Below are 25620 nucleotides of genomic sequence, written 5' to 3' on the forward strand. Positions count from 1 at the left end.
AGACAGAGATGAAGAAAAAGTTAGTTGCAGGTCTGCTTTCAGCCGTAGCAGTGGTAACCTTGGCTGCTTGTGGTTCAGCTTCAAGCACTAAAACAAGCTCGTCTACTACAGCAGCAAGCTCAGGAACATTTACCTATGCAATCAATGGAGACCCAAGTTCAACCAATCCAATCAATACCAGTGACCGTTGGGGATTAACCTTGACAAACATGATTTACTCACCGCTTGTGCGCGTGGAGGCAGATGGTTCTTATGTCAATGAATTAGCAGATAGCTACGAAATCGCAAAAGATGGTCTTTCCATCACCGTTAAATTGCGCCAGGATGTCAAATGGTCTGATGGTGAGAAATTCACTGCGGATGATGTCATCTTTACCTACGAGCAAAAAGCTAAAAAAGAAAATGGGAATGCGGATGGTCTTTGGATCAACGACAAACCTGTAACCTTTGAAAAAGTGGATGATTACACGGTTAAATTTATCCTTCCATCTGTTAGTGCAGCGGCCTTGGACAATATTGTTACCGAGACCTACATTGTACCAAAACACGCTTACAATGATGAACCTGACTTCTCCGTTAGCCAGTTGACAAACGAGGCAGTTGGAACAGGGCCTTATAAGTTAGTAGAATACAAGCACGGTGAGTACATCAAGTTGGCTGCCAATGAAAATTATTACAAAGGCAAGGCTAAGATTGAAAATCTAGTACTTCGTATCATCTCAAGTGCAGATACGACAAAAGTTGCCCTTCAAACAGGTGAAGTGGATGCAGCCTTCGTATTGCCAACGGATATCGCTGACTTAAATAAGAACAAAATCACGACCTATGCTTACACTGAAAATCGTGTCGGCTACATGGGACTCAATACATTGACAGAGGAATTGAAAGATGTTCGTGTTCGTCAAGCGGTTCTCTATGCTCTCAACAAAGATGAGATGAACCAAGCGGCTTATTTGGATAAAGAATACTATGAAACACCTTATTCATTCTTGCCAGTAGCCAACCCATATCAAACTAAAAAAGTTGAAAAATACAGCCAAAACCTCGAAAAGGCTAAAAAATTATTAGCAGAAGCTGGTGTGTCTAACTTGAAACTCAATCTAGCTTACTCAGCTTCAGATGTAGCACAAACCTTGCAAGCAACCTTGATTCAAGAACAACTTGCTAAGGTAGGCATCACGGTTGAACTTGCTGGAGGAGACTCAACGGCCATTTCAACTGAAATCCGTAAACCGGACTCAACTATGTATGACCTTTTCTTGAACGGTTATATCATGGGGAATGACCCTGAACAATATGCTCGACTTTTCAAATCAGGTGGTGGTTCAAACTACTTCCACTTGAAGTCAAGTAAGGTTGATGAGTTCTTTAGCCAAGGAGCTGTTGAGTTGGACAAGGAAAAACGTGAAAAAATTTACGATGACTTGCAAGCAAGCTTAGCCGATGAGGCAGCCATTTACCCAATTGTTGACAACAAGAAAATCTTGGCGGTTAACAAACGGATTGGCAATGTTGAAAAAGCTGGTTTGATTCCAATTTATACTTTTGAAGATCCGTCAAAACTTACAGTTAAAAACTAGGTGGACAAGATGATAGACCTGAGACTGGACATTGCTCCAGTTTTAGGCATTTATAGGAGAAAAAATGTTCAAATATATTTTAAAGCGAATTGCCCAAGCTATTCCCTTATTGCTGGTCATTTCCTTTATCGTATTTTCCCTGATTCAACTGGCTCCCTATGATGTCATTGATTCGCTCGCGACGCCTAATATGACACTAGAGCAGATCGAGATATTGAAGGAGCAGCATGGGTTGAACCAGCCTTTCTTTAGTCAGTACTTGATTTGGTTGAAAGGGATTTTGACGGGAGATTTTGGGAATTCACTTTTGACCCAGCACAGCATCGCGGCGGATTTGGCGGAAAAGATTCCTCATACGATTTCCTTGGTCTTGCCTGCTTATGTGACAGCTTTGGTTTTAGCGATTGTCTTGGGGCTTGTGTCGGCAGCCAATCGTGGGAAATGGGTAGACCGTATGATTGATGGTTTTGCCTCTTTTGGAATTGCCGTTCCGACTTTCTGGTTTGCCATGATTTTGATTTACATTTTTGGCTACCGCTTGAATGCCTTACCTTTCATCGGCATGCATACGCTGGGCAAGGAAGGTGATGTTGGCGATTTTCTTGCACATTTTGCTCTGCCCTACATCACCTTGACCATGGCCTTTATGCCTGAGTTAATCCGTTATATTCGGACGGCGGCTATCGTAGAGGTGGACAAGGACTATGTGACGGTTCAAGAGGCTTTTCAAGCGTCTCGCGCAGCTATTTTCGGCAGACATATCTCGCGTAATGTTTTGATTCCGATTGTGACGCAGATTGGGATGGCGCTTCCTATGCTGGTAACTGGGGCTTTGATTACAGAAACAATCTATGCTTGGCCAGGTGTTGGCCCTTATCTGACAACTGCAACGCGGAGCTTGGACTACCCTGTTATTATGGCGGTCATGCTCTTGTCGGCAACCTTGGTCATTTTAGGAAATCTTTTATCGGATATCCTCTATTCAATCGTTGACCCACGTATTACCAAAGGAGGACAGGGATGACATTTTTCAAAAAATTAAAAGAAGAATTGTTGGCTTCTCCCCTCTATTTATTCTCAGCGGGATTTTTAGTATTGTTGTTGATTCTATCATTGGTTGCACCACTTATTCCTATTGATCCAAACGCAACCAATGTCAGTCAGATGAATCAAGCGCCAAGCCTGGCCCATATTTTCGGGACAGACAATGTCGGACGTGATTACTTTATTCGAGTGGCCTACGGTGGGAGAATTTCACTTTTAGTCGGAGTTTTGGCCATGCTAGCTTCTGTTACGATAGGTAGTCTGGTTGGTCTGACAGCTGGTTTCTTCGGTGGAAAGATTGACAATGTGTTGATGCGTATTGTGGATGTCTTGTCTTCAATTCCTTGGTTGGTGCTGGTCATTGTGTTGAGTGTCTTTTTGAAACCAGGATTGACGACGATCATTATTGTTATCGGTGGCTTTTCATGGATGTCCATTGCGCGGCTGATTCGTGCGGAGACCTTGGCTGCCAAGGTGCATGATTATGTCCAATATGCGTCCTTTATCGGCGTCAAACGTTCGGTGATTATTGGTCGTCATATTTTACCGGCAATTTTGCCAACCTTGATTGTGGCGGCATCAGCTAGCATTTCCTCTGCCATTATGACAGAGTCAGCTCTGAGTTTCTTAGGGATTGGGATTCAGCAGCCCTTGGCATCGTGGGGAAGTCTCTTGCAAAATGCCCAATCGACCTTGCAAAGTGCTCCTTACATGGCCATTTTACCGGGATTGTTTATCCTGTTTACGATTTATTCCTTCAACAATCTTGGAGATTTGATTCGCGATAGTTTGCAAAAGGAGGTGACTGTTGATGACAACTAGTTTAGCCATTAAAAATTTACGCATTGAAAAAACGGGTAAGAAATCTCATCAGACCTTGGTCAAGGGTGTGGATGTGACAGTACCTTCTGGTCAAATTTTAGGCATTGTGGGTGAATCGGGAAGCGGAAAAAGTCTGACCATGAAGTCTGTGCTTGGGATTGTACCAAAGGGCTTGAAGGTAGACTATGATGCTATCGAAGTCGAGGGACGGTCAATCGACCAGCAAAGCTCACTTCCGGTGGCTATGATTTTCCAAGATCCCATGACCTCGCTCAATCCCCTGCGCAAAATTGGTTCCCACCTAGAAGAAGTTGTGAGACGTTTTCAGCCCAATTTATCAAAAGAAGAAGGGCAAGTCAAAATTCTTGAAATTTTGGGAAGGGTGGGAATTCAAAATCCAGAACTCCGTCTCAAGCAGTATCCTTTTGAATTTTCAGGAGGCATGCGCCAGCGTATTTTGATCGCAATGGCTCTCTTGGCCAATCCAAAGGTACTGATTGCTGATGAGCCGACAACGGCGCTTGACGTAACCATTCAGGCTCAAATTTTAGCCCTGCTCAAGGAATTGCAGGAAACATTGGGCTTGACGGTTGTGATTGTCAGCCATGATTTTAGTGTGATTGCAGGTTTGTGTGACCAAGTCAAGGTCATGCGTCAAGGAGAATTTGTCGAGGAAGGAACGGTGGACGATATTTTCCAAAATCCACTCCATCCTTACACCCAGGAATTGCTACGTGCAGCTCGTCTAGAAGCAAGTGCGAGTAAGACAGATGTGCAGGTAGCGGGTCTCACAGAGCTGGTAGCTGTATCGCCAAGCCATCGAGTGAGAAAGGAGATGAGCCATGTCTAAACCTGTTTTCATTCAAGTAAATGGTGTGGAGAAGGTCTATTCCAAGAAAAACATCCTAGGGCAAGAGCAGCGTCATGTGGCTGTAAATGGGGTAGACTTGGCCTTGTACAAGGGAGAGACCTTGGGGTTGGTCGGAGAGTCGGGTTCGGGCAAGTCTACCTTGGCTAAGTTGATTTTGGGACTGGAAACGCCGACGTCTGGCAACATTTCTTATACAGGACTGTCAGACCAAGATTTGAAAAATCAAGCCTTGCAGATTATTTACCAAGATCCATTTTCAGCCTTAAATCCGCACTTATCCGCCCTGGAAATTGTCAAAGAACCACTTTTTAAATTGCCTAAAAAAGAAGCTGAAGAGCAGGCTTTGGCGATATTAGAGCGGGTTGGCATCAGCGGAAATGATGTCTATAAACGACCAAAATCCTTTAGTGGCGGTCAGCGTCAGCGGATTGGAATTGCTCGTGCGGTAGTCAGTCGTCCTCAGTTCATTGTCTGTGATGAGCCTACTTCAGCCTTGGATGTGTCTATCCAATCACAGATTTTAGAGTTGTTAGCAGAGCTACAAGAGGAATTTCAGCTGTCCTATCTCTTTATCTCCCATGATTTAACGGTTGTTGAGCATTTTTCAGCTCGGATTGCAGTGCTCTATAAGGGAGCATTGGTAGAGTTAGCACCGGCGGACAAGTTATTTGCAAATCCGCAACATCCCTATACTCAGTATCTCTTGACTGCGAATTTGCCGCTTGATCCAAGTCGGGCTAAAGAACAGTTGAGTAAATTATCGAGCCAAGTTTCAGATTTCACCTTGACGGATCAATTTGACTGGGTAGAAGTGGAAGACGGTCACTTTTTCAGAAAAAATCATCTATAAATACAAGAACACGATATCTAGAAATGGCTATCGTGTTTTATGTTCGGTTTTTATTCGGAAAATACATATAAAAACAAAAATATCTCTTGAATTTTCGTCTTATTCTGCTAAAATGGTAGAAATACCTTTTGGGAGTACGGAAATGAATAAGAAAATCCTTGAAAAATTAGCCAAAACAGAATTGCATTGTCACTTAGATGGTTCTCTTTCAATGGCAGCTATTCGTCAATTGGCAGAAATGGCAACCATCAGCATTCCTGCGTCGGACGAAGAGTTGAAAGCCTGTATTACTGCACCGGATCATGTGGAAAATCTGATGGATTATTTGAAGACCTTTGATTTTGTACGTCCGCTTTTGCAGACTAAGGAAGCCTTGGCTGTGGCAGCTTATGATGTAGCTAAGCAAGCAGCGAAAGAAAATGTTCTTTATATAGAGATTCGATTTGCACCGGAACTGTCTATGGATGCAGGATTGACAGCTATTGAGACGGTAGAGGCTGTCTTGACAGGACTCCAACGTGCAGAAAAAGAGTTTGGAATTGTAGCCAAATTGCTGGTATGCGGTATGCGCCAATCCAATCCAGCTACGACACGAGATATTTTGTTTCACCTAGCAGAGTTAGCACCACAAGGCTTGGTTGGATTTGACTTTGCGGGAGATGAGCATGGATTTCCACCGGAAACGATCAGAGATCTGATTGCTCAAGTGCAAGAATCTGGTTTTCCCATGACGCTTCATGCGGGTGAGTGTGGTTGTCCGAGTCATATTTCAACGAGCTTAGCCATGGGAATCAAGCGGATGGGGCATGTGACAGCCATTCATCATCAACCGGAGATTATCGAGGAGTTTGTCCGTCAAGGTGCAACTGCGGAGCTCTGTCTGACGAGTAATCTTCAAACCAAAGCAGCACCCAGTCTAGCAGATTTTCCTTACCTTGAGTTAAAAGCGGCGGGCGCTAATATCACCATCAATACAGACAATCGCACGGTGTCCGCTACCAATCTTACAAAGGAATACAGCCATTTTGTGGAATATTTTGGAACGACCATAGAAGAGTTTTTGCAGCATAATGAAACAGCCATCCGCGCATCCTTTACCAGCCAGTCTCAGAAAGAGGAACTGCTCACCAAACTCCAGGAGTTCTATGCTCCCTTTCTTTAAAGGAGGAGATTAAAATTCTTTATTCGCCCTTAAATTTTATATATTAGACGGAGTGGAGGTTCCGTGTTAAGATAAAAACAACAATAAGGAGGGCGAGATATGGTTAAGGTAATTGTTGGAATTTCAGGAAATATCAAGGAGTTACCAGCCATGTCAGGCATGGTCTATGATGCGGTAGGACGTGATTTGTCTCAGGGCGTAACAGAGGTGGGAGGGCTTCCGATTGTGATTCCCGTTGGAGCTCCGAGCCTTGCTAAGGACTATGTGTCTATGATTGATAAATTGATTTTATCAGGTGGTCAGCATGTTCATCCCAAATTTTATGGCGAGAAAAAAGTCATTGATAGCGATGATTATTCACTGGAACGAGATGAATTTGAATTGGCTTTGATTCGAGAGGCTTTGAAGCAAGGTAAGCCAATCTTTGCTGTTTGCCGTGGAATGCAATTGCTGAATGTAGCTTTGGGCGGCAGTCTTCATCAAGAAATCGCTAATCACTGGCAGGAAGATTTGTCAGGAACTTGCCATGATGTTCAGTTGCTACCCAATAGTCGAGTCAGCCACCTCTTTCAACAAAGTCGTCAGGTTAACTCGCTCCATCGACAGAGTATCAAAGAATTAGGAGAAGGTTTGGTCGTCACTGCTAAGGATCCGCGCGATGGAACGATTGAAGCCTACGAAGGCGAGGCGCTCTTGGGCCTCCAGTGGCATCCCGAATTTCTGCTAGAAAATAGCGAAGCCAACAGACGCCTCTTTGAGTATCTAGTAAAAGAATTTTAAATGATTGAATCTTTATAAACAGGAAAGGCTGAGAACTTGCGTCTCAGCTTCTTTTTATATAGGGTATAGTCTACGGCTATATACTTTACAAAAAGGAGATAAAAGAATTTTAAGTGGCAGTTAAAAATTCTATATTGGGCAGTCGCCTGTCTTTGTGATAAGATAATGACAGTTAAAAAACTTAGGGATGTGAAAGTAAATCCTTCACATTCAAAAAGGAGAAAAAGTATGAATTTTAAAAAAGTATTTGGATTAGCAGCTGTGGCTGTTTTGTCAATTGGTGCTCTTGCAGCATGTGGTTCAAAGAAGGCAAGCAAGTCTGATAGCAACACTGTAAAAATCGGTGTGATGGGCTTGAGCGCAACAGAAGAAGCGCGATGGGACAAGATTAAAGAACTCTTGGGCGACGATGTGAAGTTGGAGTTCACTGAGTTCACAGATTATTCTCAACCAAACCGCGCAGTTGCTGAAGGAGAAGTAGATATCAATGCTTTCCAACACCACAACTTCCTCAACAACTGGAACAAAGAAAATAAAGGTGACTTGGTAGCGATTGCGGATACTATTATCTCACCAATCCGTCTCTACTCAGGTACTGAAAATGGAAAAAACAAATACAAATCAGTAGAAGAGATTCCGAACGGAGCAGAGATTGCAGTACCAAATGATGCAACAAATGAAAGCCGTGCTCTTTACCTCCTCCAATCAGCTGGTTTGATTAAATTGGATGTATCAGGAACTGAATTGGCTACTGTTGTCAACATCAAAGAAAATCCTAAAAACTTGAAAGTAACCGAATTGGATGCTAGCCAAACAGCTTCTTCACTTCAATCAGTTGCAGCAGCAGTTGTGAACAACACCTTCGTTCAAGAAGCAGGTTTGGACTATAAGAGTGCGCTTTACAAAGAAGTGAAAGACGAAAATTCTGAGCAATGGTACAACATCATTGCAGCGAAAAAAGACTGGGAAAAATCAAACAAGGCTGATGCCATCAAGAAAATCATCAAAGCTTACCACACTGATGACGTGAAAAAAGTCATTGAAAAATCTTCAGACGGTTTGGACGAACCAGTTTGGTAAAAAACAACGGGAAAACGATCGTATAGCAAGAGGCGTGTGAACACATACGCCTCATTTGCCTTATTATAAAGGAGTAAGTCATGGCAGAAAAATTAGATAAAATTCAAGAATTTGAGTCCGATGCAGTGATTCAGCACTATTTTGAAGTGTTGAAAGTGTTGATTTCAAAAAAATCTATCTTTGCCCAACAGATTGGATTGTTAGAAGTTGCGACTTTTTTGAAAGAGCTATTTGAGGCGGAAGGGGCTGAAGTTCTTCTCGATGATTCCTATGCGGCACCCTTTGTGATGGCCAAGTTTAAGAGTCCACTTCCCGATGCCAAGACCATTATTTTTTATAATCACTACGATACAGTACCTGCTGATGGTGACCAAATTTGGACAGGACAGCCATTTGAAGTGGATGTGCGTGATGGGCATATTTACGGCCGTGGTGTAGATGACGACAAGGGGCATATTATTGCTCGTCTGACAGCTGTTAAACAGTATTTGACGCAGCATGAAGTTCTTCCTGTCAATATTACCTTTATCATGGAAGGGGCAGAAGAGTCAGCTTCTGTTGACTTGGATAAGTATTTGGAAAAATACAAATCTCATCTAGTCGGTGCAGATTTGCTCGTCTGGGAGCAAGGTTCACGCAATGTGCTGGACCAATTGGAAATTTCTGGTGGCAATAAAGGAATTGTAACCTTTGATGTGTCTGTTAAGAGTGCGAACTTGGATATTCATTCATCTTATGGTGGTGTAGTGGATTCTGCAGCTTGGTACCTGCTTAACGCACTCCAATCCATGCGTGCAGCTGACGGTCGTATCTTGGTAGACGGTATTTACGACAAGGTTCAAGAACCAAATGAACGCGAGTTGGCCTTGGTGGAGGAATTTGCCCTAGCAACTAGCCAAATAGTGACAGAGGTTTACGGTTTGACACTCCCAACCTTGGTTGAAGAACGCAAAGAATTTTTGAAACGTTTGTATTTTGAGCCTTCTATGACCATCGAAGGGTTATCCACTGGCTATCTTGGACAAGGTGTTAAGACCATCATCCCAGCGCAAGCATCTGCAAAGATGGAAGTCCGCTTGGTGCCAGGCTTAGAGCCTCATGATGTACTAGACAAAATTCGCCAACATCTGATAAAATATAACTTTGAAAAGGTGCAAGTAGACTTTACCTTGGGCGAAATGAGTTACCGTAGTGATATGTCTGCTCCGTCTATCCTAAATGTCATCGAGCTGGCTAAAAAATTAACACCAGAAGGGGTTGCAGTCTTGCCAACCTCACCTGGAACAGGACCAATGCATACTGTTTTCTATGCTTTGGGTGTGCCGCAAGCTGGATTTGGGATGGGAAATGCCAATAGTCGTGACCACGCTGGCGACGAAAATGTCCGCATTGCAGACTATGTCAGCCACATTGAACTAATCGAGGAGTTAATTACAAGTTATGAGTAAAAAAATGATTCAGTTGGATCATATTGATGTGACTTTTCATCAGAAAAAACGGACCATTGAAGCCGTTAAAGATGTCACTATCCATATCAATCAAGGCGATATTTATGGGATAGTTGGTTATTCTGGTGCAGGGAAATCAACTTTGGTCCGCGTTGTCAACCTCTTGCAGGTTCCAAGCAAGGGAAAAATTACCATTGATGAGGATGTCATCTTTGAAGGGGACAAGGTGACCCTGAAATCTAGTCAATTGCGTCAGAAGCGCCGCGAAATCGGAATGATTTTCCAGCATTTCAACCTGATGGCTCAGATGACTGCAGCAGAAAATGTAGCCTTTGCCCTCAAGCACTCAGGACTTTCAAAAGCTGAGAAGGCAGAAAAAGTTGCAAAATTATTGGAATTGGTCGGTTTGGCAGATCGTGCTGAAAACTATCCTTCTCAGTTGTCAGGTGGTCAAAAGCAACGGGTTGCCATTGCGCGTGCCTTGGCAAATGATCCAAAGATTTTGATTTCAGATGAAGCGACATCAGCCTTGGACCCAAAAACAACCAAGCAAATCTTGGCTCTCTTACAAGAACTCAACCAAAAATTGGGATTGACCATTGTCTTGATTACCCACGAAATGCAGATTGTCAAGGACATTGCAAACCGTGTGGCTGTCATGCAAAATGGTCAATTGATTGAAGAAGGCTCTGTGCTCGAAATCTTCTCTCATCCGAAAGAAACCTTGACCCAAGACTTCATCACAACAGCAACAGGAATCGACGAAGCCATGGTGAAAATCAACAAGCAAGAAGTCGTTCGTCAGTTACAAGCAGGCGAAAAGTTGGTTCAGCTCAAGTATGCAGGACATGCGACAGACGAGCCTTTGCTCAATCAAGTCTATAAGAACCATCAAGTAACGGCTAATATTCTGTATGCCAATATTGAAATTCTGGACGATACGCCAGTTGGTGAAATGGTTGTTATCTTATCAGGTCAGCCTGAAAATGTGACAGCGGCACTTGCTGAAATCAAGACTGCGCAAGTTGAAGTAACGATTTTGAAGGAGGGAAATTAAATGTTGGATTCGATTTTACAATACATTCAGACCAATTTCCCAGATGTGTATAAGATTGGCTGGGATGGTCAAACAGGCTGGTGGACAGCAACGTATTTGACACTGTACATGACTTTTGCATCGTTTGCAGTTGGTGGTGTCATGGGCTTGGTGACAGGTCTGGCCTTGGTTATCACAGGTCCTAGTGGTATCCGGGAAAATAAAGTCGTTTTTTGGATTTTAGATACGGTTTCTTCTATCCTACGTGCGGTTCCATTTATTGTTCTATTGGCCTTGATTTTCCCATTGACCAAGTTAATTGTCGGGACAACCATTGGTACAGACGCGGCCTTGGTACCGTTGGCGCTTTCCGTCTTTCCATTCTATGCGCGCCAAGTGCAGGTGGTCTTGGCTGAATTGGACCGTGGAGTGATTGAAGCAGCAGAAGCATCTGGCGCAACTTTCTGGGATATTGTTCTGGTTTACTTGGGAGAGGGATTGCCAGAAATTATCCGTGTAACAACCTTCTCACTGGTTTCCTTGGTTGGATACACAGCTATGGCTGGAGCTATTGGCTCAGGTGGATTGGGAATGGTTGCCTTGGTCTATGGTCAACAACGGTTTAACTATGATGTTACCTTCTTGGCAACGATTTTGATTTTGCTGATTATTTTTATCATCCAGTTTATCGGGGACTTCCTTTCACGTAAGCTCAGTCACAAATAGGAGTTGACAATGAAAAACTACACAATGAACAATGGCTTAACCATACCTGCAGTTGGGTTTGGAACCTACTTATCAAAAGATGGTGATGAGGTTTACCGCGCTGTTTTGACAGCTCTGGATGCAGGTTATCGTCATATCGATACCGCTGCTTATTATGGAAATGAAGAAAGCATTGGTCGTGTCCTGAAGGATTCAGGGATTCCGCGCGAGGAGCTCTTTATCACGACAAAATTGTGGAATGATGCCCATGGTTATGACGAAGCAAAAGCAGCTTTAGAGACATCTCTTCAAAAATTACAGTTGGATTATGTGGACCTTTATTTGATTCATTGGCCAAATCCTGTTAACCTTCGTGACAGCTGGCAATTTGCAAATGCGGAAACTTGGCGTGCCATGGAAGAAATGGTTGAAGCGGGTCTGATTCGTACAATTGGTGTGAGTAACTTTATGGTTCACCACTTAGATGAGCTCTTAAAAACAGCCGCCATCGTCCCTGCGGTCAATCAAATCCGTCTAGCACCTGGCGTTTACCAGGAAGAGATTGTTCAGTATTGTAGAGGGAAAAATATCGTGATTGAGGCATGGAGCCCCTTGGGACGTGGCGAACTCTTTAGTCACCCAACCATGCTGGCTATTGCTGAAAAATACGATAAGTCGGTCGCACAAATTGCCCTTGCCTGGTCATGGGCACATGGCTTTTTACCCCTGCCTAAGTCGGTAACGGATAGTCGCATCATTGCTAATCTCGACTTCCAAGACCTTGTTTTATCGGATGAAGATATTGAATCTATTACAGCTATCCAAGGTGTGACAGGAGCCTATAATCCTGATGAAACGAATTTCTAATGTATAATCATTAGACAAATCCCCACTTTTTTGCTATAATAGTCACTAAGAGAGAAAGTCTTAGAACACTTGTTTAGCGAGCCCGTGGTAGTGGAAGACGGGTCCTGTTTACTAAAGAACTGGCGCTTTCGGATATTTAATAGTTAGAAATGAAGTTATAAATTAGGGTGGAACCGCGTTTCGACGCCCCTATGTCATTCGGCATAGGAGGGGAGAAAACGGTTCTTTTTGCTTGTGCCCAACAGTTTTATTTCAGAAAAAGGAGATACTACATTGAGTAAAAAACTTACTTTTCAAGAAATTATCTTGACCTTGCAACAATACTGGAACGACCAAGGCTGTATGTTGATGCAGGCTTACGACAATGAAAAAGGTGCGGGTACCATGTCACCCTACACTTTCCTGCGCGCCATCGGTCCTGAGCCATGGAATGCGGCTTACGTAGAGCCTTCACGTCGTCCTGCCGATGGTCGTTATGGGGAAAATCCTAACCGTCTTTACCAACATCACCAATTCCAAGTGGTCATGAAACCATCGCCATCCAATATCCAAGAATTGTATTTGAAATCATTGGAATTGCTGGGAATTAACCCACTGGAACACGATATTCGTTTCGTTGAAGACAACTGGGAAAATCCATCAACAGGTTCTGCGGGGCTTGGTTGGGAAGTATGGCTTGACGGAATGGAAATCACACAGTTCACTTACTTCCAACAAGTTGGTGGCTTGCAAACTGGTCCTGTAACGTCTGAGGTTACTTACGGTCTTGAACGTTTGGCTTCTTACATCCAAGAAGTGGATTCGGTTTATGATATCGAATGGGCGCCAGGTGTTAAATACGGTGAAATCTTTACCCAGCCTGAGTATGAGCATTCAAAATATTCATTTGAAATCTCAGACCAAGACATGCTGCTTGAAAATTTTGAAAAATTTGAAAAAGAAGCAGCACGTGCTTTGGAAGAAGGTCTTGTTCACCCAGCTTATGACTACGTTCTCAAATGTTCACATACCTTCAACTTGCTTGATGCGCGCGGTGCGGTTTCTGTAACGGAACGTGCAGACTACATCGCTCGCATTCGTAACTTGGCGCGTGTGGTTGCCAAAACATTCGTCGCAGAGCGTAAAAAACTTGGTTTCCCACTTTTGGACGAAGCAACACGTGAGCAATTGTTGGCTGAGGAAGAATAATGGATACACTGATTATTAACAGCCATCCAGATTTTGGAAATCCACAATCCTTTTCTCATCGTTTACAAGAGTTGTTTTGCCAGAAATTCACACAGGCTTTTCCACAAAGTACGCTGACAATTTTAAATCTCTACGATACAGAAATTCCAGAAATCAGTAAGGAAGGCTTGTTGGCGGTGTGGAAAAAGTTGGGAACAGGCCAAGAACTGACGGCGCAAGAAGCGAAATTGGCCACCCAGTCTCAGTCACTTTTAGCCCAATTTAAGGCCCACAAACGGCAAGCATTTGTATCGCCTATGCACAATTTTAATGTCACAGCGCGTGCTAAATCTTACATTGATAATATTTTGGTGGCAGGCGAGACCTTCAAATACACCAAAGATGGATCAGTTGGTCTGATGACCGATGATTATCGGGTGATTCTCTTAGAGGCATCAGGTTCCGTTTATTCGGACAATGGTCGCTACACTCCCTATGAGTTTCCAGCCCTGTATCTGAGAGCCATTTACGAGGAATTTATGGGATTTTCTGATTTTCAAATTATCCGTGCCGAAGGCACAAGTGTCTTGGGCGCCGACAAGGTTTTGGAAAAGGCCGCTAAAGATTTGGATGCTGTTTTTGCAACATTTTACCAGTAAGGAGTAACACATGACAAAAGATTTATTAGTAGAACTCGGTTTGGAAGAATTGCCAGCCTATGTCGTGACCCCAAGTGAGAAACAATTGGGCCAAAAAATGGCGACATTTTTGACGGACAATCGCCTGTCTTTCGAGTCCATTCAGACATTTTCAACACCTCGTCGCTTGGCAGTTCGTGTTAAGGGCTTGGCAGACAAACAAACAGATTTGACAGAAGACTTCAAAGGGCCATCTAAGAAAATTGCCTTGGATGCTGAAGGAAATTTCTCAAAAGCGGCACAAGGATTTGTTCGTGGAAAAGGCTTGACCGTTGATGATATCGAATTCCGTGAAATCAAGGGCGAAGAATATGTTTATGTCACAAAACATGAAACTGGAAAAGATGCAGTTGAAGTGCTTGCTGGCGTGCCAGAAGTTCTTGCAAGCTTGACTTTCCCAGTTAACATGCACTGGGCTGGAAATACCTTTGAATACATCCGTCCTGTACATACTTTGACAGTTCTTCTTGACGACCAAGCATTGGATATGGATTTCCTCGATATCCACTCAGGTTGTGTGAGTCGTGGTCACCGTTTCTTGGGGCAAGAAACTGAAATTGCTTCAGCTAATTCTTATGAAGATGATTTGCGTCAGCAATTTGTCATCGCAGATGCAGCTGAACGTGAAGCTATGATTGTAGACCAAATCAAAGCTATCGAAGCAGAACGCAATGTTCAGGTAGAAATTGATGCCGATCTTCTCAACGAAGTCCTCAACTTGGTCGAATACCCAACTGCCTTTGTTGGTTCATTTGACACCAAGTATCTGGATGTACCTGAAGAAGTGTTGGTTACCTCAATGAAGAACCACCAACGTTATTTTGTTGTTCGTGACCTAAATGGCAAGCTCTTGCCAAACTTCATCTCTGTCCGTAACGGGAACGCTGAGCACATCGAGAATGTCATCAAAGGAAATGAGAAAGTATTGGTTGCCCGTCTAGAAGATGGGGAATTCTTCTGGAATGAAGACCAAAAATTAGTCATTGCAGACTTGGTTGAAAAACTCAAACACGTTACCTTCCATGAAAAAATCGGTTCTCTTCATGAACACATGGATCGCACAAAAGTCATCGCAGATTATCTTGCTGACCAAGCTGAGCTCTCAGCAGACGAAAAGGCAGCTGTGCTTCGTGCTGCAGCTATCTACAAATTTGACCTCTTGACTGGTATGGTCGGAGAGTTCGATGAGCTTCAAGGTTTGATGGGGGAAAAATACGCTCTCCTTGCCGGTGAAGATGCAGCTGTTGCGACAGCTATCCGTGAACACTATATGCCAACATCCGCTGATGGAGCACTTCCTGAGACAAAAGTAGGAGCTGTATTGGCTCTTGCAGATAAGTTGGATACGCTCTTGTCCTTCTTCTCAGTGGGCTTGATTCCGAGTGGTTCGAATGACCCTTACGCGCTTCGTCGTGCGACTCAAGGTATCGTTCGTATCTTGGATGCCTTTGGCTGGGAAATTCCGCTTGATGAGTTGATTGCTAGCCTGTACGGTTTGTCATTTGACAGCTTGACCTATTCACATCAAGACGAGGTTATGACCTTCATCTCTGCTCGTATTGAGAAGATGATGGATGCAGCGATTGCTAAGGATATCCGTGAAGCTGTATTGGCATCGGATACTTTCGTAGTTCGTCTTGTTCTTGAAGCTAGCGCAGCCATTGCCCAAAAGAGCAAAACAGACGGCTACAAGGAAGCGGTTGAAAGCTTGTCACGTGCCTTTAACTTAGCTGAAAAAGCTGACGCTTCTGTGGCGGTGGACAGCTCTCTCTTTGAAAATGCTCAAGAAACAGCTCTCAGCCAAGCAGTCGCTTCGCTTGAATTGACAGACGATATGGTAGCAAACTTAGACAAACTATTCGCACTTAGTCCAGTCATCAACGACTTCTTCGACAATACCATGGTCATGGCAGAAGACGAGAAAATCAAGAACAATCGCTTGGCTCTTCTTGCAAGCCTCGTTGCCAAAGCTAAGAAGGTCGCAGTCTTCAATTTGTTGAACACGAAATAAAGAGCGAACCAAGTAAGCCAAGCCAAACTATTCACCGTGGAGAGATTTGTAGCAATAGAAGCACGTCTACGACTCGTAAGAAATAGTTGAAAAAGGAGGAATCATGACACCTGAAAAAATCGCTCGTATCAATGAGCTTGCGAAAAAGAAAAAATCAGTCGGACTGACTGGTGAGGAAAAAGTTGAGCAAGCGCGGTTGCGTGAGGAATACATTGAAGGTTTCCGTCGTTCTGTGCGTCACCATGTTGAAGGAATCAAGCTGGTTGATGAAGAAGGAAATGATGTGACACCTGAGAAATTGCGCCAAGTCCAACGTAAAAAAGGTCTGCACGGCCGTAGTTTGGACGATCCAAATTCATAGAAACAAAAAGAGAGTGGAGAAAATTCCACTCTTTTTTATGATTCTGATTATAAGATTTTGTTGGTGTACTCTTCAAAATGGTCAACCGTGTTATTGTCCATGACAGCCATAATCAACTCGTCTTCGTTAAAGGTGTAATCAGGCGAGAGTTGGATATGCAGTTGGCGGTCGCTTCCGTATTTGCTGCGGTATCCGATGATGTTCATCATGTATTTTTGACGCGGATTCAGCTGGGCAAGTGTTTTGCCAATCCATTTTGCAGGTGGTTGAAATTCAACGATACTGATATTGCCGTCTAGTTCGATTAACTCAGTTGTGTCATGGTGAAGGAGGTGTTTTGCAAGGGAAATCCCCGTTTCGCGCTCAGGTGAGATGACGCGGTCGGCACCGATTTTGAGAAGTACCTCGCGAGTTGTTTTACTTTTAGCTTTTGCAATCACTTTTGGAACGCCCAGCGCTTTACAATGAAGGACAGCAAGGACGCTAGATTCTAAGTTATTTCCTGTTGCGACCACAACGGTATCACAAGAGCCGATGCCAGCTGCGCGTAGTAAGTCTTTGTCGGTGATGTCTCCCACAACTCCACGAGCGAGAATGGCTTCCATTTGATTGATTTGACTTTCATGGTTATCGACAGCGATGATATGGCTGTTGTATTTGGCTAATGTTTTAGCAATGTTGGTTCCAAAAACTCCCAGACCAAGAATTCCGATAGTTTGTACTGGCATGTTGTCTCCTTTAGACGATCATTGTTGATTTTGCATATTGAATGTTATCTTCTCGAGAAGATTTACGATTTGAGATACTCATGAGGATGGACATTGGACCAATGCGGCCAAAGAACATGAGTGCCATGATGATAAACTGACTGGCATGTGTCAGGGTCGGCGTCAAGTTTGCCGTAACTCCAACGGTCGCAAGTGCAGACATGACCTCAAACATTAGAAAGAGCAGAGGTTTCTGTGGATCTGTTACGCTGATGGCAAAGAGGGCAAGGATAAAAGTCATGAGAAAGACGCTGAAAAGAGCGACTGTCTTACGAATTGTAACGGTATCAATTGTTCGTCCCATAAAAATTGGTATGGGTCAAACCGAGAATCTCGCTGCGGGCAAATAGAACTAAGGCCAGAAAGGTTGTAATTTTCAAACCACCTGCTGTACCACCTGGTGCCCCACCCAAGAACATCTGGAAGATGTAGAGGAATAAGGTAACAGGATGTGCCTTGGTGTAATCAATTGTTGCAAAGCCAGCAGTCCGCATGGTAACAGTTTGGAAGAAGCTAGCAATCACCTTGTGGCCGAAAGAAAGATTTCCGATTGTAGATGGATTGTTGTACTCGATAAGAAGAGACAGTGTGGTCCCGACGAATAAGATAAATGCAGTCAGCATCACAACAACTTTGGTATGAAAGGCTAATTTTCGGCAGTGTCCTTGCTTGGTCAAGTGGGTTTGTAAGTCAAACCAGACGGAGAAACCCAAGCCCCCCATGATGATGAGTGCTGCGATGACCAAGTTGACGATTGGTACAGTAGCGTAATCAATCAAGCTGTTAGCCCCCATATTGTCAAATCCTGCATTACAAAAAGCAGAAATGGCAAGAAAGAGCGATGTAAAGAGCCCCTTAGCTAGACCAAATTTCGGTACGAAATGCAGAGATAGTAGCAAGGCACCAAGTAATTCGACCGCAAAAGTAAACTGAAAGACAGAAAAGATAAACTGCTTGAAGTTACGAGTATCGTCTCGGCTGAGACTTTCTTGCAGGGTTGCAATATTGATAAAGCTGAGCTTCCGGCGTGCTTGCAAGGAGAACAGTCCGATAAAACTGATTAGGCTTAGCCCTCCAATCTGCATGAGCATCATACAGATAATCTGACCGAAAGTTGTATAGGTGGCTGCGACAGGAACGGTAAAGAGTCCTGTTACACAGACCATTGATACAGTTGTAAAGAGATTATCCCAGTAATGAGCCTGTGAGGTCGCTTGTTGGGAGATGGGAAGAGTCAACAAAAGTGACCCTGTCAGAATAACCCCTAAAAAACTCATAATAATGCGTTGAGTAGGCGTTAGTTTAATCCTAAAAATAGGCATGATTTCCTCGAAATGTTTCTTCTAAAATTAAAATATGAAGATATTCTACCACATTCTTCTAAAAAAGAAAGAAAAAGTTACCAGATTAGGCAACTTTTTAGGTTATTTAAATTTACGCGCCTGCACAATTAGTGACATGATTAGTCCAAATAGAATCCCCATGATAATACCGATAATGATATTCAGCGGTCTTAAGAGAAGTGAGAGAAAATCTTTATTTTCAGACCAAGATACTTGAAAAGCGCTAAAGAGATACATGAAGAAACCAAAAAATAGACCAGCTTTTAAGCCACCGTTTTTCATTTTTTTCTGTTCGCTAGGAGTCAACTCCTCCTCGTCGATAGTGGTAAGGTTGGAAGCGTCGACCTTGAGCATGACGTAGAAAAAGATAATAAATAGTCCAAACATCAAAAAGATAGGGTAGGCGATGGCGGTGAATTTAGGAAATTTTATGCTGAGAAAAAGAGCAATGACATTGCCGATCAGAATCAGCCAAGTCAGATAGATAAAGCAGATATTTCCAATGCGATCTGCCTCGCGGCGTTTGTATTCATCCATCGGACCTGTGATGCCGTAAAAGTGTTTAATCATTTTTTCAGTAACTGTTTCTTTTTTCATCGTTTTTCTCCTTCTAGCCAAAAGAGGCTGTTTAAGTCTGTTTTGAGGGCTCGTGCTAGGTTGATACACAAGTCGAGCGAGGGATTGTATTTATCATTTTCAATCATGTTGATGGTCTGCCTGGAAACTCCGATAGCTTGGGCTAAAGCCAATTGAGATAAGCCAGCCTCGGTTCGAAATTCTTTGACGCGATTCATAGGACCTCCTAGATTGTGTCGGATATATGCGACACATTTGCCTAAAATTTTTTGGTGTTACCGTCACCAAAAGTTAAATATAGTTGATACTGTTATTATAAAAAGAATGAGACGACATGTCAACTATATATGACATGTTTTGTGAAAAAGTTTTCAAAATAGGAATTTAAGGAGCTTTTTTTGGAAGTATGGTATAATAAACAGATATGACAAAGGAATTTAATCACACAACTGTTCTATTGCATGAGACGGTTGATTTATTAGATATTAAGCCGGATGGTGTATACGTAGATGCGACCTTGGGGGGAGCTGGACACAGCGAGTACCTGCTTAGTCAGTTGAGCCAAGAGGGGCATCTCTATGCGTTTGACCAAGATCAGACGGCCATTGATAATGCCCACATCCGCCTAGCTTCGTTTATTGAAAAAGGCATGGTGACCTTTATCAAGGATAATTTTCGTAATCTCAAAACGCGTTTAGCAGAGTTAGGTGTGACAGAGATTGATGGGATTTGTTACGATTTGGGTGTGTCCAGTCCACAATTAGATGAGCGTGAGCGTGGTTTTTCTTATAAAAAAGATGCGCCGCTAGATATGCGAATGAATCGTGAGCAGAGCTTGTCGGCCTTTCAAGTTGTCAATCAGTACGATTACCATGACTTGGTACGGATTTTCTTCAAATATGGAGAGGATAAATTTTCCAAGCAGATTGCGCGTAAGATTGAGCAAGCACGTCAAGTCAAACCCATCGAGACAACGACGGAGTTGGCTGAGATTATCAAGTCAGCCAAACCAGCTAAAGAGCTCAAGAAAAAGGGACACCCTGCTAAACAGATTTTTCAGGCCATACGGATTGAGGTCAATGATGAGCTAGGTGCGGCGGATGAGTCCATTCAACAAGCTATTGATTTGTTGGCACTGGATGGTCGGATATCGGTTATCACCTTCCATTCATTGGAAGATCGCCTGACCAAGCAGCTTTTCAAGGAATACAGTACGGTGGATGTACCAAAAGGCTTGCCTTTCATCCCAGACGACTTGAAGGTACCATTGGAATTGGTTAATCGCAAACCAATTTTGCCAAGCGAAGAAGAGTTAGAAGCCAATAACCGCTCTCATTCTGCTAAGTTGCGCGTTGCGAAGAAAGTACATAAAAACTAGGAGAAATCCATGTTACAAGACAAACGTAGAGATGTCGCAAGACGAGTTATTGAAGAAAAAATCAGAACTTTTTCAAGAGTGGAAAAGGCTTTTTATGGTAGTATCGTTTTTTCAGGGATTGTACTAGCCATTGGGATTATTTTCCTCCAAACTCGGTTGCTGCAGCTCCAATCTGACATGGCAACTGTCAATCAAAATATTAGTTCCAAACAAGCAGAGTTGAATGATGCCCAGCAGGCTGTCAACGAATTGTCGCGTAAGGAACATTTGACGGAAATTGCGAAGAAGGAAGGCTTGACCTTCAACAACAATAATATTGGAGTGACGGAGTAATATGGCAAATAGGAAAAATAAATTTTTACGGTACGTGCTAAAACATCGTTCCTATCCCTCTAGAAATCGTAGAAGAGTGGGGCAAAGCCTCATTCTTTTGACTGTTTTTATCTTTTTTATTTTTTTGATTAACTTTGCAATTATTATCGGGACGGACTCGAAGTTTGGGCAAGATTTGTCTGCGGGGGCAGCTAGTGTTCACCAGATGACGGTTACAAAGCAGGCCAAACGTGGGACGATTTATGACCGAACAGGAATGGCAATTGCTCAAGATTCGACGACCTACACCATTTATGCCATCATTGACAAAGAATATGTCTCAGCCTTGAAAGAACCGCTCTATGTACAAGATAGTCAGTTTGATAAGGTGGCGGAGATTCTCGATAAAAAATTGGGGATGAAAAAAGACTTTGTCATCCAGCAGTTAAAATTGCCCAATCTGAGTCAGGTTTACTTCGGTACAGCTGGTAAAAATATTTCCTACTCAACGATGACTGAAATCCAAGATTTGATGAAAAAGGCTGGCATTAAAGGGATAAACTTTGATACCAGCCCAGGTCGGATGTATCCAAACGGGAATTTTGCCAGTATTTTTGTAGGATTGGCCCAATTGGTGGATAATAAAGATGGTTCGCAAAGCTTACTAGGCCAGACGGGTATGGAGTCAGCCTTAAATGCGATTTTGTCTGGGCAAGATGGAAAAATCGTCTATGAAAAAGACAGCAAGGGACGGATTTTACCGGACACTGCCGATGTGAAAAAAGAGACGATTAACGGTCAAGATGTCTATACGACCCTGTCTGCGGATTTGCAACGGTCCATGGAAACCAATATGGATGTGTTCTTTACCGATACAAAAGCGGTCAATGCTAGTGCCACCTTGGTTTCAGCCAAGACGGGTGAAATTCTAGCCACCACTCAGCGTCCAAGTTTTGACGCTGATACCAAGGAAGGTCTGAATGCCAAAGATTTTTCTTGGCTATCTCTCCTTTATCAATCTCAATATGAGCCGGGGTCAACCATGAAAGTTATGACCTTGGCATCTGCCATTGATAGCGGAAAATTCAATCCCAATGAAATTTACTACAATGACAAATATGATATTGCCGATGCGACCATCAAGGACTGGACGGTCAATACTGGTCGCGATGCTCAATATCTCAACTTCGCTCAAGGTTTTGCCCTGTCAAGTAACGTCGGTATGACACGACTGGAGCAGGCCATGGGAGATGAGAAGTGGTTAAACTATCTAGCAAAATTCCGATATGGCTATCCGACGCGTTTTGGAATGTCAATTGATCCGTCGGACGAATCAGGAGGGATGTTGCCAGAGGCCAATATTGTTTCCTATGCCATGACCTCCTTTGGTCAGGCTATCAACGTCACCCATTTACAAATGCTTCGCGCCTTTAATGCTATCGCCAATGATGGTGTGATGTTAGAGCCAAAATTCATCACTGGAACCTATGACCCCAATACCAATACTTCTCGGATTTCTCAAAAAGAAGTTGTTGGAAATCCAGTCTCAGCGGACGCTGCTAGACAGACTAGGAATTATATGATTTCAGTCGGTACGGACCCCTACTATGGAACTCTGTATTCCCACGCGGCAGGAGGAGCAGTGATCTCAGTTGACGGCTACAATATAGCAGTCAAATCTGGTACGGCCCAAATTGCCAAGTCAGACGGTACAGGTTATATGGAAGGTGCCAATGACTATGTCAACTCCGTTGTTGCAATGGTTCCTGCGGAAGATCCGCAATTTATCATGTATGTGACTCTTCAACAACCACAGAACTTTAATCTTCTTTCATGGCAATCCATTGTCAATCCAGTTTTGAAAGAAGCCATGTTGCTCAAAGATAGTTTAAACTTAGATGGTCCAGCTCAAGGTCTGTCAACGGTTACGGGTGAAACAGAGTATAAGTTGGAGGATTTGACGAACCATAGCCCAGGTATCACTGCAGATGAGTTGCGTCGCCATTTGGTGCAACCCATTATCTTGGGAAATGGTTCAAAAATCAAGAAAGTATCTGTCAAGAAAGGTAGTAATCTAGCTGCTAATCAGCAAATCTTGCTGTTGACATCAGATTTCACCGAGTTGCCAGATATGTACGGTTGGACCAAGGAAAATGTTCAGGTGTTTGGAAAATGGACGGGGATAGAAGTGACCTATCAAGGCAATGGTAGTCATGTCACCGCACAAAGTAGCGACACCGGAACAGCATTGAAGAAATTAAAAAAATTAACCATTACACTAGGAGAATAATATGTTTTTGGCTATTTCAGCAGGGATTCTCGCCTTTGTAGCGACAGTCCTCCTCATGCCACAATTTATTACCTTTTATCAGCAAAAGCGAATAGAAGGTCAGCAAATGCACGAAGATGTAAAACAGCACCAATTTAAGGCGGGAACACCAACTATGGGTGGAACGGTCTTCTTGGTAGTAGCTATCCTTGTTAGCTTTCTGTTTGCTCTTGTATTCCACATGATGACAGGAGCGGTTTTTGGCATTCTGTTCATCCTTGTTTTATACGGAACAGTTGGATTTTTGGATGATTTCTTAAAAATCTTTCGTAAGATTAACGAGGGCCTCAATCCAAAACAAAAATTGATTCTGCAAATCATTGGAGGATTGGTTTTCTACGGTGTTCACGTAGCAGGTTTTGGCGGAGGGGAACTCAATATTTTTGGTTATCATCTCCATTTGGGGATTCTGTACATTGCCTTTGTCCTTTTTTGGTTAGTTGGTTTTTCAAATGCGGTTAACTTGACAGATGGGATTGACGGTTTAGCTTCCATCTCAGTGGTAATTAGTTTGGCGGCTTATTCAGTTATTGCTTTCCATCAAGGGCGGTTTGACATCCTTCTTGTCTGTGTCACCATGATTGGAGCCCTTCTTGGTTTCTTCGTCTATAATCATAAACCTGCCAAGGTATTTATGGGAGACGTGGGAAGTTTGGCTCTTGGGGGAATGCTCGCAACCATCTCTATCGCTCTTCATCAGGAATGGACCTTGCTCCTTATCGGTTTGGTCTATGTCCTTGAAACGTCATCGGTTATGTTGCAAGTCAGCTACTTCAAGTACACCAAGAAAAAATATGGGGAAGGTCGCCGTATCTTCCGTATGACTCCTTTCCATCATCACTTGGAATTGGGTGGTTTGTCAGGTAAGGCTGAAAAGTGGTCTGAATGGCAAGTAGACTTTTTCCTTTGGGGAGTGGGTCTTGTCATGAGTCTCGTGACACTTGCTTGTTTGTATTTATAAAGGATCTAGGACTCAGTCCTAGGTTTTTTTTATTTTGTCAGAGAAGGTCAGTTCAGATTATGTCAGTATAGGGAAAAATTTGGTATAATAGAAACAAGTAGAAAAATGAGGAAACTATGAAATTTACAGAATTTAAATTAAAAAATTATATTCAAGATGCTTTGACGGATATTCATTTTGTCACAGCAACTGAAGTACAAGAAAAGTTGATTCCAGTTGTCTTGTCTGGGCGTGACTTGGTCGGGGAGTCTAAGACTGGTTCAGGAAAGACGCACACCTTTTTGATTCCAATTTTCCAAAAATTGGATGAGGAACAAGACTACGTGCAGGCAGTTATCACAGCGCCGTCGCGCGAGTTGGCAACGCAGATTTACCAAGCGGCTAAGCAGATTGCTGAGCATTCAGAGACAGAAATTCGTGTGGTTAATTATGTCGGCGGAACAGATAAAAATCGCCAAATTGACAAGCTGCAAACAAGTCAACCCCATATCGTGATTGGAACTCCTGGACGGATTTACGACTTGGTCAAATCAGGTGACCTAGCAATCCATAAAGCAAGCACATTTGTCGTGGACGAGGCTGATATGACCTTGGACATGGGCTTTTTGGAAACAGTTGATAAGATTGCTTCGAGTTTGCCAAAACAGTTGCAATTCATGGTCTTTTCAGCGACGATTCCGCAGAAATTACAACCGTTTTTGAAGAAATACTTGTCTAATCCTGTCATGGAAAAAATCAAGACGCAGACGGTTATTGCGGATACAATCGAGAATTGGTTGGTATCGACAAAAGGTCGTGATAAAAATGCACAAATCTTGCAAATGACCAAGACAATGCAACCTTATTTGGCCATGATTTTTGTTAACACAAAAGAACGTGCGGATGATTTGCACCACTATCTTTTGTCAAATGGTCTCAAGGTTGCTAAGATTCACGGAGATGTGCCACCGCGTGAGCGTAAACGCATCATGAATCAAGTGAAAAACTTGGATTATGAGTATATCGTAGCCACAGATTTGGCGGCGCGTGGGATTGATATTGAAGGAGTTAGTCATGTTATCAATGACGCGATTCCGCAAGATTTATCCTTCTTTGTCCACCGTGTAGGACGGACAGGACGAAATGGCTTGTCGGGGATTGCCATCACCCTCTATCAACCAAGTGATGATGCAGATATCCGTGAGTTGGAAAAGATGAATATCAAGTTCCAACCAAAAGAAATCAAAGATGGCGAATTTCAAGATACTTATGACCGTGACCGTCGTGTCAATCGTGAAAAATCAAATGAAAAACTAGATTTAGAAATGATTGGCTTGGTCAAGAAGAAAAAGAAAAAAATCAAACCGGGCTACAAGAAAAAAATCAAGTGGGCAGTTGACGAAAAACGCCGTAAGACCAAGCGTGTGGAAGCGCGTGCTAAAGGTCGTGCGGAGCGCAAAGCCAAACGCCAAAGTTTTTAATTGAGGTGAATC

The 25620-nt window shown here is 43.1% G+C and carries 24 protein-coding genes and 1 pseudogene; 21 read left to right on the forward strand and 4 right to left on the reverse strand.

Annotated elements, in window-relative coordinates; translation table 11 throughout:
* Window positions 1-8 precede the first annotated feature (8 nt).
* The 16 genes from J2T50_RS07335 (at window position 9) to J2T50_RS07410 (ending at window position 16482) form a co-directional block, all read left to right on the forward strand.
* Window positions 9-1580 carry an ABC transporter substrate-binding protein gene (locus J2T50_RS07335; protein WP_253365247.1) on the forward strand — a complete coding sequence of 524 codons (1572 nt, stop codon included), beginning with the start codon at window positions 9-11 and terminating at the stop codon, window positions 1578-1580.
* A gap of 64 nt (window positions 1581-1644) precedes the next feature.
* Entirely contained in the window at window positions 1645-2604 is a 960-nt protein-coding gene (locus J2T50_RS07340; RefSeq protein WP_253365249.1) for an ABC transporter permease, read from the forward strand.
* Window positions 2601-3446 (forward strand): ABC transporter permease, encoded by an 846-nt coding sequence (locus J2T50_RS07345; RefSeq protein WP_253365251.1) that lies wholly within the window; start codon window positions 2601-2603, stop codon window positions 3444-3446. Before J2T50_RS07340 ends, J2T50_RS07345 begins: the two co-directional genes overlap by 4 nt.
* Window positions 3433-4296 (forward strand): ABC transporter ATP-binding protein, encoded by an 864-nt coding sequence (locus tag J2T50_RS07350; RefSeq protein WP_436300700.1) that lies wholly within the window; start codon window positions 3433-3435, stop codon window positions 4294-4296. Before J2T50_RS07345 ends, J2T50_RS07350 begins: the two co-directional genes overlap by 14 nt.
* Window positions 4289-5167 carry an ATP-binding cassette domain-containing protein gene (locus J2T50_RS07355; RefSeq protein ID WP_253365255.1) on the forward strand — a complete coding sequence of 293 codons (879 nt, stop codon included), beginning with the start codon at window positions 4289-4291 and terminating at the stop codon, window positions 5165-5167. Before J2T50_RS07350 ends, J2T50_RS07355 begins: the two co-directional genes overlap by 8 nt.
* Window positions 5168-5309: 142 nt before the next feature.
* Window positions 5310-6329, forward strand: a complete 1020-nt coding sequence (gene add / locus J2T50_RS07360; protein WP_253365257.1) for an adenosine deaminase — start codon at window positions 5310-5312, stop codon at window positions 6327-6329.
* A gap of 99 nt (window positions 6330-6428) precedes the next feature.
* Entirely contained in the window at window positions 6429-7109 is a 681-nt protein-coding gene (locus J2T50_RS07365) for a gamma-glutamyl-gamma-aminobutyrate hydrolase family protein (RefSeq protein WP_253365259.1), read from the forward strand.
* A 228-nt stretch (window positions 7110-7337) separates the two neighbouring features.
* Window positions 7338-8189, forward strand: coding sequence for a MetQ/NlpA family ABC transporter substrate-binding protein (locus tag J2T50_RS07370; RefSeq protein WP_253365261.1), 852 nt, complete (start codon window positions 7338-7340; stop codon window positions 8187-8189).
* An 80-nt stretch (window positions 8190-8269) separates the two neighbouring features.
* Entirely contained in the window at window positions 8270-9637 is a 1368-nt protein-coding gene (locus J2T50_RS07375; RefSeq protein WP_253365263.1) for a M20/M25/M40 family metallo-hydrolase, read from the forward strand.
* The gene (locus tag J2T50_RS07380; protein WP_253365265.1) at window positions 9630-10694 is read left to right on the forward strand and encodes a methionine ABC transporter ATP-binding protein; all 1065 of its coding nucleotides are present in this window, start codon (window positions 9630-9632) and stop codon (window positions 10692-10694) included. Before J2T50_RS07375 ends, J2T50_RS07380 begins: the two co-directional genes overlap by 8 nt.
* Before the next feature lie 12 nt (window positions 10695-10706).
* Entirely contained in the window at window positions 10707-11399 is a 693-nt protein-coding gene (locus J2T50_RS07385) for a methionine ABC transporter permease (RefSeq protein ID WP_253365350.1), read from the forward strand.
* A 9-nt stretch (window positions 11400-11408) separates the two neighbouring features.
* Entirely contained in the window at window positions 11409-12245 is an 837-nt protein-coding gene (locus tag J2T50_RS07390; RefSeq protein WP_253365267.1) for an aldo/keto reductase, read from the forward strand.
* Window positions 12246-12518: 273 nt separating this feature from the next.
* Window positions 12519-13433, forward strand: coding sequence for a glycine--tRNA ligase subunit alpha (gene glyQ, locus J2T50_RS07395; protein ID WP_253365269.1), 915 nt, complete (start codon window positions 12519-12521; stop codon window positions 13431-13433).
* Complete coding sequence (locus J2T50_RS07400) at window positions 13433-14071, forward strand: FMN-dependent NADH-azoreductase (protein WP_253365271.1); 639 nt, start codon at window positions 13433-13435, stop codon at window positions 14069-14071. The genes glyQ and J2T50_RS07400 overlap by 1 nt, the downstream gene beginning before the upstream one ends.
* Window positions 14072-14081: 10 nt before the next feature.
* Complete coding sequence (gene glyS / locus J2T50_RS07405; protein ID WP_253365273.1) at window positions 14082-16121, forward strand: glycine--tRNA ligase subunit beta; 2040 nt, start codon at window positions 14082-14084, stop codon at window positions 16119-16121.
* Between the two features lie 103 nt (window positions 16122-16224).
* Entirely contained in the window at window positions 16225-16482 is a 258-nt protein-coding gene (locus tag J2T50_RS07410) for a DUF896 family protein (protein WP_253365275.1), read from the forward strand.
* Between the two features lie 47 nt (window positions 16483-16529).
* Here the strand turns inward: J2T50_RS07410 and J2T50_RS07415 are convergent, their stop codons facing one another.
* The 4 genes and pseudogenes from J2T50_RS07415 to J2T50_RS07430 form a co-directional block, all read right to left on the reverse strand.
* Entirely contained in the window at window positions 16530-17210 is a 681-nt protein-coding gene (locus J2T50_RS07415; RefSeq protein WP_253365277.1) for a potassium channel family protein, read from the reverse strand.
* A gap of 10 nt (window positions 17211-17220) precedes the next feature.
* Window positions 17221-18571: pseudogene (locus tag J2T50_RS07420) on the reverse strand (TrkH family potassium uptake protein).
* A gap of 102 nt (window positions 18572-18673) precedes the next feature.
* Window positions 18674-19189: a DUF3278 domain-containing protein gene (locus J2T50_RS07425; protein WP_253365279.1), complete on the reverse strand. Its 516-nt coding sequence runs from the start codon at window positions 19187-19189 to the stop codon at window positions 18674-18676.
* Window positions 19186-19386: a helix-turn-helix transcriptional regulator gene (locus J2T50_RS07430; protein ID WP_253365281.1), complete on the reverse strand. Its 201-nt coding sequence runs from the start codon at window positions 19384-19386 to the stop codon at window positions 19186-19188. The genes J2T50_RS07425 and J2T50_RS07430 overlap by 4 nt, the downstream gene beginning before the upstream one ends.
* A 206-nt stretch (window positions 19387-19592) precedes the next feature.
* Here J2T50_RS07430 and rsmH point away from each other — a divergent pair, with 206 nt between their 5' ends.
* The 5 genes from rsmH to J2T50_RS07455 all read left to right on the forward strand — a co-directional run bounded on the left by rsmH (window position 19593) and on the right by J2T50_RS07455 (window position 25608).
* Entirely contained in the window at window positions 19593-20546 is a 954-nt protein-coding gene (gene rsmH / locus J2T50_RS07435) for a 16S rRNA (cytosine(1402)-N(4))-methyltransferase RsmH (protein ID WP_253365283.1), read from the forward strand.
* Window positions 20547-20555: 9 nt separating this feature from the next.
* Window positions 20556-20879 carry a cell division protein FtsL gene (gene ftsL / locus J2T50_RS07440; protein WP_253365285.1) on the forward strand — a complete coding sequence of 108 codons (324 nt, stop codon included), beginning with the start codon at window positions 20556-20558 and terminating at the stop codon, window positions 20877-20879.
* 1 nt (window position 20880) lies between these two features.
* Window positions 20881-23148 (forward strand): penicillin-binding protein PBP2X, encoded by a 2268-nt coding sequence (gene pbp2x / locus J2T50_RS07445; RefSeq protein ID WP_253365286.1) that lies wholly within the window; start codon window positions 20881-20883, stop codon window positions 23146-23148.
* Between the two features lies 1 nt (window position 23149).
* On the forward strand, window positions 23150-24148 hold the full coding sequence (mraY, locus tag J2T50_RS07450) for a phospho-N-acetylmuramoyl-pentapeptide-transferase (protein ID WP_253365287.1): 999 nt from the start codon (window positions 23150-23152) through the stop codon (window positions 24146-24148).
* A gap of 116 nt (window positions 24149-24264) precedes the next feature.
* Complete coding sequence (locus J2T50_RS07455; RefSeq protein ID WP_253365288.1) at window positions 24265-25608, forward strand: DEAD/DEAH box helicase; 1344 nt, start codon at window positions 24265-24267, stop codon at window positions 25606-25608.
* Window positions 25609-25620 lie beyond the last annotated feature (12 nt).

It is taken from the genome of Streptococcus gallinaceus (assembly GCF_024170225.1).
Lineage (GTDB): Bacteria > Bacillota > Bacilli > Lactobacillales > Streptococcaceae > Streptococcus > Streptococcus gallinaceus.

Excerpts from the sequence above, each read along its gene's own strand:
- J2T50_RS07335 (WP_253365247.1), top strand. The coding sequence starts at position 9 with ATGAAGAAAAAGTTAGTTGCAGGTCTGCTTTCAGCCGTAGCAGTGGTA.
- J2T50_RS07340 (WP_253365249.1), top strand. The coding sequence starts at position 1,645 with ATGTTCAAATATATTTTAAAGCGAATTGCCCAAGCTATTCCCTTATTG.
- J2T50_RS07345 (WP_253365251.1), top strand. The coding sequence starts at position 2,601 with ATGACATTTTTCAAAAAATTAAAAGAAGAATTGTTGGCTTCTCCCCTC.
- J2T50_RS07355 (WP_253365255.1), top strand. The coding sequence starts at position 4,289 with ATGTCTAAACCTGTTTTCATTCAAGTAAATGGTGTGGAGAAGGTCTAT.
- add (WP_253365257.1), top strand. The coding sequence starts at position 5,310 with ATGAATAAGAAAATCCTTGAAAAATTAGCCAAAACAGAATTGCATTGT.
- J2T50_RS07365 (WP_253365259.1), top strand. The coding sequence starts at position 6,429 with ATGGTTAAGGTAATTGTTGGAATTTCAGGAAATATCAAGGAGTTACCA.
- J2T50_RS07370 (WP_253365261.1), top strand. The coding sequence starts at position 7,338 with ATGAATTTTAAAAAAGTATTTGGATTAGCAGCTGTGGCTGTTTTGTCA.
- J2T50_RS07375 (WP_253365263.1), top strand. The coding sequence starts at position 8,270 with ATGGCAGAAAAATTAGATAAAATTCAAGAATTTGAGTCCGATGCAGTG.
- J2T50_RS07380 (WP_253365265.1), top strand. The coding sequence starts at position 9,630 with ATGAGTAAAAAAATGATTCAGTTGGATCATATTGATGTGACTTTTCAT.
- J2T50_RS07390 (WP_253365267.1), top strand. The coding sequence starts at position 11,409 with ATGAAAAACTACACAATGAACAATGGCTTAACCATACCTGCAGTTGGG.
- J2T50_RS07400 (WP_253365271.1), top strand. The coding sequence starts at position 13,433 with ATGGATACACTGATTATTAACAGCCATCCAGATTTTGGAAATCCACAA.
- glyS (WP_253365273.1), top strand. The coding sequence starts at position 14,082 with ATGACAAAAGATTTATTAGTAGAACTCGGTTTGGAAGAATTGCCAGCC.
- J2T50_RS07410 (WP_253365275.1), top strand. The coding sequence starts at position 16,225 with ATGACACCTGAAAAAATCGCTCGTATCAATGAGCTTGCGAAAAAGAAA.
- J2T50_RS07415 (WP_253365277.1), bottom strand. The coding sequence starts at position 17,210 with ATGCCAGTACAAACTATCGGAATTCTTGGTCTGGGAGTTTTTGGAACC.
- J2T50_RS07425 (WP_253365279.1), bottom strand. The coding sequence starts at position 19,189 with ATGAAAAAAGAAACAGTTACTGAAAAAATGATTAAACACTTTTACGGC.
- J2T50_RS07430 (WP_253365281.1), bottom strand. The coding sequence starts at position 19,386 with ATGAATCGCGTCAAAGAATTTCGAACCGAGGCTGGCTTATCTCAATTG.
- rsmH (WP_253365283.1), top strand. The coding sequence starts at position 19,593 with ATGACAAAGGAATTTAATCACACAACTGTTCTATTGCATGAGACGGTT.
- ftsL (WP_253365285.1), top strand. The coding sequence starts at position 20,556 with ATGTTACAAGACAAACGTAGAGATGTCGCAAGACGAGTTATTGAAGAA.
- pbp2x (WP_253365286.1), top strand. The coding sequence starts at position 20,881 with ATGGCAAATAGGAAAAATAAATTTTTACGGTACGTGCTAAAACATCGT.
- mraY (WP_253365287.1), top strand. The coding sequence starts at position 23,150 with ATGTTTTTGGCTATTTCAGCAGGGATTCTCGCCTTTGTAGCGACAGTC.
- J2T50_RS07455 (WP_253365288.1), top strand. The coding sequence starts at position 24,265 with ATGAAATTTACAGAATTTAAATTAAAAAATTATATTCAAGATGCTTTG.